Raw genomic sequence first — 10183 nt, 5'->3', positions numbered from 1 at the left:
CAACTTCCATCCCTAATTAAATTGACATAAATTGTCCCCTTCCTTTGACCATCTCATATGCGATGGTCTTATTTTTTTGTCTTTCTATCTTTTATTAAAAACTCCCTCTCTCTTTCACTCTATGTTCACATCAGGGTCACATCTACCTTTTATAGTATATGTATCGAAGTTGTTCCTCCCTAATTTATAAGACATTCCCCAGTGTCTTGAACAACTTCCATCCCTAATTAAATTGACATAAATTGTCCCCTTCCCTTGACCATCTTTTATATGATGGTCTTATTTTTTGTTTACTCTCTGTTCTATTTAAAACTCCCTCTCTCTTTCACTCTATGTTCACATCAGGGTCACATCTATCTTTTATAGTATATGTATCGAAGCTGTTCCTCCCTAATTTATAAGACATTCCCCAGTGTCTTTGAATAGCTTCCATCCCTAATTAAATTGACATAAATTGTCCCCTTCCCTAGGTCATCCAATGTGATGGCCTATTTTGTTTTTAATACAAAACTTAACTCTCTCTACATTAAAATAGATATTTTCATACAAAGAATTCAGAAAATACTGTCAAAATAAGAGTTTTTTCGTTACAATTAATGTAGAAAACAATTTCACAAAAATAAGGGAGGGATTTTTTGAAACAAACAAAAGCAATCTTACTTGCACTATTTCTCGGTTTAGTTGTCGGACTCACTTTAAATTTAGCTGCACCATCTATTTTTGAACCATTAAATCAATATGTGTTCAATCCACTCGGTCAATTGTTTATTCGCCTCATTAAAATGCTAGTTGTTCCTGTTGTGTTCATCTCTATCGTGCTCGGGGCTGCTGGGCTTGGCGATCCGAAACAACTCGGGAGAATTGGTTTAAAATCAATTTCATTCTTCCTTGTAACTACAGCTGTTGCCATCTCAATTGCAGTGACATTTGCACTGATCATAAAACCAGGATCTGGCGGTAACTTTAAAACCGAAGGGCTTAAATATGAAGGTGCAAAAACAGAAACATCTTTCGTCGATACATTGCTAAATATTGTGCCAGATAATCCAGCACAAGCTATGGCCGATGGAAACATGTTACAAATTATTGCCTTTGCCGCATTGATTGGACTCGGTATAGCTGTTTTAGGAAAACGAGTTCAAGGTATCCATTCATTACTTGAACAGGGCAACGAATTAATGATGTATCTTGTTAATCTCGTTATGAAATTAGCTCCAATCGGAACATTTGGATTGCTCGCTTCATCCGTTGGTAAAATGGGGCTTGCAGGCGTCGCTGCGATGTTCAAGTATATGATTGTCGTTATGCTAGTACTTATTATTCACGGCGTCTTCGTCTATGGCGGATTATTAAAGGTATTAGCAAAAGAAAGCATTGTCCGTTTCTTTAAACATTTCGGACCAGTAATGGCAATTGGATTTAGTACATCTAGCTCTAATGCATCTCTTCCGTTTGCAATGAAAACAGCACAAGAAAAACTTGGCGTTCCAAAAGCGATAAGTTCTTTTGTACAACCACTAGGTGCAACGATTAATATGGATGGTACTGCCATTATGCAAGGTGTAGCAACTGTGTTTATCGCTCAAGTATACGGAGTTGAGCTTACTATGTCCCAATTAGCTGTCGTCGTATTAACTGCTGTACTAGCTAGTATCGGTACTGCTGGTGTACCAGGTGTTGGACTTGTAATGCTGACAATGGTTTTAAATCAAGTAAACCTACCAGTAGAAGGTATCGCTTTAATTATCGGTATTGACCGTATTCTAGATATGTCTAGAACAGCTGTAAACATTTCTGGTGATGCAATTTGCGCAATGATTGTCGCAAAATCAGAAGAAAAATATAATACGGATCAATCTGCAGCATCTTAAATCAAAAAAGGAGTGAATTATTTTCACTCCTTTTTTGATTTACTTCCTTTTTTCGAACGATATTCTTTTCCTTTGTTATCATTTCCAGTCTCAAATTCAGCACTAAACTCTTGCTGAAATTGCCCTGATTTCGGTGAGCCTTGATTTCCGCTCCCTTTACTACCATTTCGATTTGTCATATTTCTGCCCCCTTTCCTTTACTAGTAGTATGTTACATATTTTCTTTTTTATAATCTTTTACATACGAAAGAAGACCTTCCTCATATAAGGAAGGCCTTCTCCTTCAATACGTAAGCGTTTTCTCGCTTGTAGTGAATTAAATAAGTTTTTGAGAAATTGATATCATTATATTCATTTCTTCTTCTGAAAGTGTAGAGAATCTTTCTTGTAAATATTGTTTTTTTGCACCTTCCATTTTCGAAACTAAATCTTTCCCTTGTTCTGTAATCTCCAAATATACAACTCGGCGATCTGACGTAGAACGCGAACGAGTTACAAAACCTTTATTAATTAATTTTTCTGTAACAGCTGTAATATGACTATTCGACACATTTAACTCATTCGCTACACGTGATACCATTTCTTTATTCGTACGATTCAATATTCTAAGGACGATGAACTCATTCCACGGTATGTAACCACCAAATATTTTTCCGATATCATTACGCAACGTGCGGAACATAGCAAAAACATTTGTCGATAGTTCTTCCATTAATTGCTCTCGATTTTGAGACAACTTTGACAGCCCCTTTTATTTCATTTAGTTAAATAAAAACCTTATTAATAATTTTACATGAAATCTTACTTTTTGTCACCTTATTTTCCCATAATTCGTAGTTTTTTAATATATGTTTCATGATACAATAAAATTGAATTTCCAGAAAAAAGGAGTTGGGGTAGTGAGTGAAGAAGACAAATTTTCTAATCTTAACCTAAAAGATAAGACTATTATTATTAGTGTTGTTATTCTTATTCTCATTATATTCTTTGCATTTATATTCTTTGTATATGTAGGAATCTTTCAAATTACAGGTATAGAATATTCATCAAGAACAGCTCTACTACTCTTTTTTTTACTTATTCTTTTATTAGATGGTATTACACATTTTATATTCATTTTCTTTAAAGTGCTCCTATATCCAATGATGACAAGTATGCCCAATTGGCTCTCAATCGCCCTACTCTCAATCATTGGAATTACGCTAGATTGGTTCGTCATACATACCGCCGACGACTGGATAGAGAGTGTACAAATGTCCAACATTGCTGAATTATGTGTCGCACTATTCCTTTTCCTATTAAATCAATTATTAAGTGATAAGAAGGAGTAAGAATACAAGCTTTTCTATATAAAAATTGGTACAATGAAAACAAATCATACTAAAGAGGTGTTACTTATGAACTTACAACAATGGGCTGATAAAGGTATGTCCTTTGATACATATGTGAATGAAATGAAAGTAAATCAATACGAGCTACTGCACATTTACAATAACTTTTTAATTCCAAATGAATTACTTCCTGTATTAGAAGAACGCCAAAATGATGGCTGGCGTGTTATCGTATTAACAGCTGATTGGTGTGGTGACGCTCTTTTATGCGTACCTGTTATGAAACGAATTTCTGAAGTTGCAAATATTGATATGAGATTATTAATTCGCGATGAAAACTTAGAATTAATGGATCAATATTTAACAAATGGAACAGCACGTGCCATTCCAATCTTTATTTTCATTGATAAAGATGGAAATGAACAAGCCGTCTGGGGACCACGCGCTCCAAAAGTACAAGAATTAGTAACTTCTATGCGCGCTACATTACCTGAAAAAGAAGATCCAACATTCGAAGAGAAACAAAAAGAAATGTATGCTAATTTCCGTTCTACATTAGCGGATGATACTTCTCTTTGGGAACATGTAATGGAAAGCATGATGGAAAAAGTAGCAAAATAAAAAAACTGCCGAACTCGGCAGTTTTTTTATTACATAATGAAGAAGAAATAGAATACCGCAGCTAAAATGAAACGGTAGTAAGCGAACGGTGTTAGTTTTACACGAGCTAATAATTTTAAGAATGAAACAATTGCAAGCATCGCAACAACGAATGCTGTAATAAATCCTGTTGCAAATAATGGGATATCAGCCGTACTTAATATATCCCAGCTTTTAATTAAATCTAAACCACTTGCAGCTACCATCATTGGTACTGCTAAAATAAATGTATATTCAGCCGCCGCTGTATGTGACACGCGAGCTAATAAACCACCACTTATTGTAGAACCAGAACGAGAAAATCCTGGCCAAAGCGCTAAACATTGGAACATTCCAATTGTAAAAGCTTGCTTATATGTGATTTCATCTAATGTTCTTGCTGTACTTGGTTTCGAAAACTTCTCAGCAACAATCATTAAAATACCACCAGCCACTAAACTGATGACAACTGGGCCTGGCCCAAATAAAACTTCTTTAATCGCACTATGGAACAATACGCCAAGTACGCCGGCAGGAATCATCCCGATAATAATATGTAATAAATTTAACGATGGTCCGTCTGTTACTTTCCCTATACCTACTAAAGACCACAGGCGCTTCCAAAATATAACAACAACTGCTAAAATCGATCCCAATTGAATAACAACTTCGAAAACTTTCGCTCTCTCGTCGTCAAATCCAAGTAAATGACCTGTTAAAATCATATGTCCTGTTGATGAAACTGGTAAAAACTCTGTTAAACCTTCAACAGCACCCATGATTATTCCAATTAACCAATCAGCCACGAGTAGTGCCTCCTTAATAACGAATATGTAATTTTTCACACCTTATCATAATACCTTATCCCTTTTCAAAGTGCATCCTTTTTTTATCGATTCCATATGTTCTAGGCGCGTATTTCTTTTCTATTTTTTAATTAAATTGTATGATAGTGAGGGTTTGCTTTTATGCGGAAAGGGGATTTTATGAAAGAAACTACTTCATTCTCACAAAAATTCAAGCAATTTGTATTACTATTTTTTCCGATTTTCGTAACGCAAATGTCATTATTTGCAATGAGCTTTTTTGATACGACAATGTCAGGGCACGCGAGTCCTATTGATTTAGCAGGTGTTGCTATCGGAACAAGTATATGGCTTCCCGTTAGTACCGGATTAACAGGAATTTTAATGGCTACTACTCCAATTGTTGCGCAGCTCGTTGGATCAAAGAAAAAAGAGGATGTTCCCCAAGTTGTCATACAAGCAGTATATTTAGCAATTTGTGCTAGTTTTGTGGTCACCCTTATCGGTTTCTTCGCTGTTTCACCTATTTTAAACGGCATGCGCCTAGAAGAACCTGTGGAACGTATTGCGGCACAATTTTTAAGTATTATTGCAGTTGGAATTGTCCCTTTATTTACTTACACTGTTTTACGTGGGTTTATTGATGCATTAGGAAAAACTCGCACAACGATGATTATTACATTACTATCATTACCAATTAACGTAGTATTAAATTATGTATTAATTTTCGGTCATTTCGGTTTTCCAAAACTCGGTGGTGTCGGAGCGGCAATTGCTTCTGCAGCAACCTATTGGTGCATTTTAATTATTACCGTTATTATTATTCGTACGAAAGAGCCTTTCGCATCTTTCAATATCTTTAAACAATTATATCGTCCTTCTCTTTCAAGTTGGACTGAATTCTTAAAACTTGGCGTCCCTATCGGATTTGCTATCTTTTTTGAAACGAGTATTTTTGCTGCAGTAACACTTATGATGAGTAATTTTAGTACGACAACAATCGCAGCTCATCAAGCAGCTATGAACTTCGCTTCCTTGTTATATATGACTCCTTTAAGTTTAGCAATGGCAATGACCATCGCTGTTGGATTCGAAGTTGGAGCAAAACGATATAATAACGCAAGACAATATGGATTTATCGGGATTGGCTTAGCACTTGCATTCGCCCTATTATATTCAATTCTTCTCTACTTCTTCGATGATGAAATTGCTTCTATTTATACAACAGATATACAAGTTCATCATTTAGCAAAAGAATTTCTTATATTTGCGATTTTATTTCAAATTTCAGATGCAATTGCAACTCCTGTACAAGGGGCACTACGTGGTTATAAAGACGTAAATGTTTCCTTAATTATGACATTAATCGCTTATTGGGTAATAGGTCTGCCTCTCGGCTACATATTAGCAACTTACACTGATTGGGCAGCAAAAGGATATTGGATTGGTCTTATCATCGGTCTAGCATTTGGCGCTATCTTCCTTCTTGTCCGTCTCTTTCAAGTTCAAAGAAAATATACAATAGAAAACCGCTACTCACGATAGAGCAGCGGTTTTATTTATGTATATTTTTTCTTTGGACGTATAACATAATGAAAAAGAAAGGTGGATACATATGGACGAAAAAGAAAAAAAGCAATCATTCGATGAAGAATTCGCCCCCGAAATTTCACCTGGATATCGACAAGATATACATAAGCCACCTAAAAATAAAAATACTTCTTTTTTAATGGGTATTACCATTTTCGCTGCTATACTACTTGTGCTTATCATTTTTGTTTATTTTTAAGGAAAGGTGACATATTATATGAAGAAACAAAATTCCAATCGTACGAAAAGAACTGTAAAAACAGAAAAAGGATATGCAGGTGATTCTGTTCTTACTCAGAAACAAGTCGAACAAGGAAATTTATACATTGCTCAAAAAGAACTTGGTCAGCAAAATGAAAACCTTTAAAATCCCTCAAAGAACTGGGGGATTTTTTTATCGGCTATTTGTGGTACTCATTCATGTTTCACTTTATTGTACATACTGCTTTTGTTCTAACACCTTAAATATATTATTAACTTTTACAATTTTCATTTCATAATTCAATTTCATTTCGCTTCTCTTACCATTTTCAGTACCCGCAACGTACGCTACAGTTTGATAGAGAAAACTTTCATCCGTCACTTCACGTATCTCCTCGTTTGTAAACCTATACTCTAAATCCCGAAAACGATTTGGATAATAATTTCCTATTAATTGTTCATATCCTCTATTTAAAAATATTTCTTCACCTTTTCGTTTCACATCTTCTTTATTATGAAGCTCAAACACTGATAATTGCTCTGTCACAAAATGTTCTCCTACCTTTTTCATTTCATTATGAGTTAAAGTTTCTATACTTTTATTCTTTAATTCCTTTTTTAACCCGTACTGATCAATCGGTTTAAAGCTAGCAAAAACCTCTTCTTTATATGACCAAAACAATCCAAAAGCGATACATAGAGAAATGATTAATAGTCTTTTCTTCGTAATACTCCCGCCCTTCTTCATAATGATAGTTATATTTTAACATATAGAAAGAAAATTCTGATATCATAAAGTGGAATAACTTAATTCAGAAACGAGGAACAATTATGGACTCTTACAAACAATATATAAAAGAAGCTCTACCTAATCTTTCTATACATTCATATAAACAAAATGAAGAAGGATGGGATAATGTAGCAGTTATAGTAAATGATGAGCTACTGTTTCGTTTTCCGCGAAAACAGGAATATGCACTGCGAATCCCGTTAGAAAAAGAACTATGCACACTTCTCTCTTACTCACTACATGAAATTGAGGTTCCAAAGTACCACCTATTCTATAAAAAGGATACTGATACTATTCCCCTCTGTAGTTACTATGCTCTCATTCATGGTGAACCGTTAACAACAGAAATAGTTGCGAAGTTAGATGAAAAAGAACGGAAACTAATTATTACACAATTAGCTACTTTCCTTGCGGCTCTACATAGTATTCCTTTAAAACGTGTGAAAACATTAGGATTCCCTATAGAAAAAACACTTACCTACTGGAAAGAGCTACAAACTAAGTTAAATCAGTATGTTACTAACAGTCTTACTTCGTTCCAGAAATCATCTTTAAATCGTTTATTCAAAAATTTCTTTACATGTATCAATACATCCGTTTTTCAAAATACAATTATTCACGCTGATTTTACACATCATCATATTTTATTTAATAAACAGAACAAAAACATTTCAGGTGTTATCGATTTTGGTGATGCTCAAATTGGCGATCCTGCTTTTGATTTTGCTGGGCTATATTATGATTTCGGACGTGAGTTTACTACATCTGTATATGAACAGTACAGTACACTTATTTCTCATCATGATCCATTACTCATTCACCGCATTACTACCTTTTATCAATACAGTCCTTTACTACATAATATTATTTATAACTTTGAGTCAGAGAATGAACTCGAATTCATTACAGGTACAGATCAACTGAAAGTAATACTACAGGGATGAGATTACATTCTCTCCCGATATTCTCTCTCCTCATACATCATTAACTTTTTATCCATTTCAACAATGACTTGATACAGTTGAAATGCTTGTAAAATTTGCAGTTGAATTCCAAAAGGAGCATTCTGTTCTTTTAACCATTGAAATACTTTCGTTTCATCGTTCATTGATTATTCCTCCCTTTATCCCGCTTTAATGGGCAGTAAGACCCCCACCTCCAAATTCAGCGAAAGCAAAGAAGTTAGGCGGGGGATCAACTGCCCATAAAAGTCCGATTGGTTCAACTAATAATCAGTGGGGATGAAGAACCCCCCCACTGATTAAAGTTTCACTTTATTAAAATCTGCTACAAATATACGGTAAATGATGAAAAGCTTTTCATGTCAATAATAAAAAAGGATGCAAAGTTGCATCCTTTAATGTACGATATTTTTCTTCTGCTTCGCTTCTTTCTTTACTTCTTCCCCCTGGCATTCCCTACGAAACGCACAACTCATACACTCAGAACGAAAATGACGCTCTGTATAATGCTCAGGTTGTTGTAACATTTCTTTCATTCTAGATAAATCAGCCATTCCAGTTATAATATCTTCCTGTTTCGGAATGTACTCATACTTAGTTCCTTCTATTAAATTAATAACTTCAATTTTTCCGGGAAGAATTCCGAAAGCTTTATAACTGAATACTGTCATTAACTTTTGACAAAGAGCAAGCATTTCCTCATCCGCATCGACAACATACTTTTTAATTACAAACGACTCAGTACTCCACTCACCAACTTCTAATGTCAATGACATGTGGACACCTAATTCTTCCATATATGTTTGAAATTTTTCATATAAAAATAACGGCGGTGTCTGACTATCATCTCTTTCAACAAACTGTAATAAGTGATCCGTTAACTTCGCTAACACAATATAATACTCCGTCTTTGAAGTAAACATATTAACCCTTACTTTTTTCCAATACTTTTCTATTAATATTAAAAGTACGATTTTCGTTTGTTGGCCCGCAGGTAGTGTGTAATATTCATTAATAATTCGATTCACAATCATTTGTGCGATTTGTTGCCATTCAAATGAAGAAGGTTCTCTTCTTTTTATATGACGGAAATAAAATTTATGCGGACAACGCATAAAATCATACAAATGATAATCTGTCATCGTTTTGATTGCGATTTTCTCATGCACTTGCTCTTCATCTCCCTTCTGCCATTAAGAAAGGTGTTTTACAAATTCAGCTCCAAACTGTAAACATTTTTCTACATCTTCATCTTCTGGCGTTAATTCTACTTTTAGTCCTTCTAACACAACTGCAGCTCCGCGCTCTTGTAGCTTTTCTATTAAAATGTCAACCGCCACGCCGTATTTCGGATAAGCCGAATCACATGATCCGAATACCGCTGCTTTTTTCCCGGTTAAATCAATAGAATCCATTGCATCATAAAAATCTAAGAAATCATCAGGAAGGTCACCATCTCCCCAAGTGTAAGCACCTAAAATAATTCCATCATACTGTTCTAGTATAGAAGCTTCTGGTGAATCCATAATATCGATAACTTCAATTTCATTTTCTGTTTCACGAATTGCACCCGCAATATGATCGGCCATTTCCTCTGTATTTCCACTCATACTTGCAAAAATCATTACTAACTTACTCAACTGAATCTCTCCTTTTACCTTGTATCTCTTTTTCTGTTGGAAGCGTACTCTTCTCATCTACATATTCAGAACGAATTACATTTCGTTGCCATTCCATATGCTGATCAACATCTTTATTTTTATCTTTTAATCCCCTCCGCAGAAGGTGAAATTTTTTTCTCATTAACATGTCTCATCCATCCTATTGATAATAATTATCAATTTCAACTACCCTTAGATTAATTGACAGTGATTATCAATGTCAATAACTATTTTTAAAAAAATGATTAAAATGTACAAGCTTGTCCGTTAGCTATTCATATACTATAAATGAGCATAGTTCTTTCTCAGCCCTCTCTGACGGAAAGAAATAA

Annotated in this window: 15 protein-coding genes; 7 read left to right on the top strand and 8 right to left on the bottom strand. The window is 34.7% G+C overall.

Features of this window, described 5'->3' with window-relative positions; all coding sequences use genetic code 11:
- Positions 1-635 precede the first annotated feature (635 nt).
- Positions 636-1871 (top strand): dicarboxylate/amino acid:cation symporter, encoded by a 1236-nt coding sequence (locus KVT31_RS12260; protein WP_088095686.1) that lies wholly within the window; start codon positions 636-638, stop codon positions 1869-1871.
- A 23-nt stretch (positions 1872-1894) separates the two neighbouring features.
- Here KVT31_RS12260 and KVT31_RS12255 read toward each other — a convergent pair whose 3' ends face one another.
- Together KVT31_RS12255 and KVT31_RS12250 are read right to left on the bottom strand one after the other, a co-directional pair.
- Positions 1895-2050 carry a hypothetical protein gene (locus KVT31_RS12255; RefSeq protein WP_000184931.1) on the bottom strand — a complete coding sequence of 52 codons (156 nt, stop codon included), beginning with the start codon at positions 2048-2050 and terminating at the stop codon, positions 1895-1897.
- Between the two features lie 137 nt (positions 2051-2187).
- Positions 2188-2607: a MarR family winged helix-turn-helix transcriptional regulator gene (locus KVT31_RS12250; RefSeq protein ID WP_140392391.1), complete on the bottom strand. Its 420-nt coding sequence runs from the start codon at positions 2605-2607 to the stop codon at positions 2188-2190.
- A gap of 163 nt (positions 2608-2770) precedes the next feature.
- Between KVT31_RS12250 and KVT31_RS12245 the strand changes: the two genes are divergently transcribed.
- On the top strand, positions 2771-3202 hold the full coding sequence (locus KVT31_RS12245) for a YrvL family regulatory protein (protein WP_088095685.1): 432 nt from the start codon (positions 2771-2773) through the stop codon (positions 3200-3202).
- A gap of 33 nt (positions 3203-3235) precedes the next feature.
- Positions 3236-3823, top strand: coding sequence for a thioredoxin family protein (locus tag KVT31_RS12240; protein WP_140392390.1), 588 nt, complete (start codon positions 3236-3238; stop codon positions 3821-3823).
- Between the two features lie 29 nt (positions 3824-3852).
- On the opposite strand, the gene uppP is transcribed toward KVT31_RS12240, so the two are convergent.
- Positions 3853-4647: a bacitracin resistance undecaprenyl-diphosphatase gene (uppP, locus tag KVT31_RS12235; protein WP_087979915.1), complete on the bottom strand. Its 795-nt coding sequence runs from the start codon at positions 4645-4647 to the stop codon at positions 3853-3855.
- A gap of 180 nt (positions 4648-4827) precedes the next feature.
- Between uppP and KVT31_RS12230 the strand changes: the two genes are divergently transcribed.
- The 3 genes from KVT31_RS12230 (at position 4828) to KVT31_RS12220 (ending at position 6604) form a co-directional block, all read left to right on the top strand.
- Positions 4828-6192: an MATE family efflux transporter gene (locus tag KVT31_RS12230; protein ID WP_088095683.1), complete on the top strand. Its 1365-nt coding sequence runs from the start codon at positions 4828-4830 to the stop codon at positions 6190-6192.
- Positions 6193-6262: 70 nt separating this feature from the next.
- Complete coding sequence (locus KVT31_RS12225) at positions 6263-6436, top strand: 2-isopropylmalate synthase (RefSeq protein ID WP_088095682.1); 174 nt, start codon at positions 6263-6265, stop codon at positions 6434-6436.
- A gap of 18 nt (positions 6437-6454) precedes the next feature.
- On the top strand, positions 6455-6604 hold the full coding sequence (locus KVT31_RS12220; RefSeq protein ID WP_088095681.1) for a hypothetical protein: 150 nt from the start codon (positions 6455-6457) through the stop codon (positions 6602-6604).
- Between the two features lie 63 nt (positions 6605-6667).
- Here KVT31_RS12220 and KVT31_RS12215 read toward each other — a convergent pair whose 3' ends face one another.
- The gene (locus tag KVT31_RS12215; RefSeq protein ID WP_088095680.1) at positions 6668-7186 is read right to left on the bottom strand and encodes a biotin transporter BioY; all 519 of its coding nucleotides are present in this window, start codon (positions 7184-7186) and stop codon (positions 6668-6670) included.
- Positions 7187-7269: 83 nt separating this feature from the next.
- Between KVT31_RS12215 and KVT31_RS12210 the strand changes: the two genes are divergently transcribed.
- On the top strand, positions 7270-8172 hold the full coding sequence (locus KVT31_RS12210) for an aminoglycoside phosphotransferase family protein (protein WP_088095679.1): 903 nt from the start codon (positions 7270-7272) through the stop codon (positions 8170-8172).
- Between the two features lie 2 nt (positions 8173-8174).
- Here the strand turns inward: KVT31_RS12210 and KVT31_RS12205 are convergent, their stop codons facing one another.
- From KVT31_RS12205 to KVT31_RS12190, 4 genes are all read right to left on the bottom strand, one after another.
- Entirely contained in the window at positions 8175-8336 is a 162-nt protein-coding gene (locus tag KVT31_RS12205; protein ID WP_088095678.1) for a hypothetical protein, read from the bottom strand.
- Positions 8337-8585: 249 nt separating this feature from the next.
- Positions 8586-9359, bottom strand: a complete 774-nt coding sequence (locus KVT31_RS12200) for a hypothetical protein (RefSeq protein WP_088095677.1) — start codon at positions 9357-9359, stop codon at positions 8586-8588.
- Between the two features lie 24 nt (positions 9360-9383).
- Complete coding sequence (locus tag KVT31_RS12195) at positions 9384-9830, bottom strand: flavodoxin (protein WP_000041146.1); 447 nt, start codon at positions 9828-9830, stop codon at positions 9384-9386.
- The gene (locus KVT31_RS12190; protein ID WP_016088748.1) at positions 9823-9999 is read right to left on the bottom strand and encodes a hypothetical protein; all 177 of its coding nucleotides are present in this window, start codon (positions 9997-9999) and stop codon (positions 9823-9825) included. Before KVT31_RS12190 ends, KVT31_RS12195 begins: the two co-directional genes overlap by 8 nt.
- Between the last annotated feature and the right edge of the window lie 184 nt (positions 10000-10183).

The organism is Bacillus sp. GbtcB14, from assembly GCF_019091205.1.
Lineage (GTDB): Bacteria > Bacillota > Bacilli > Bacillales > Bacillaceae_G > Bacillus_A > Bacillus_A cereus_AG.
The sequence above is the reverse complement of the archived record's forward strand: the minus strand, read 5'-3'. Positions and strand labels throughout refer to the sequence as shown.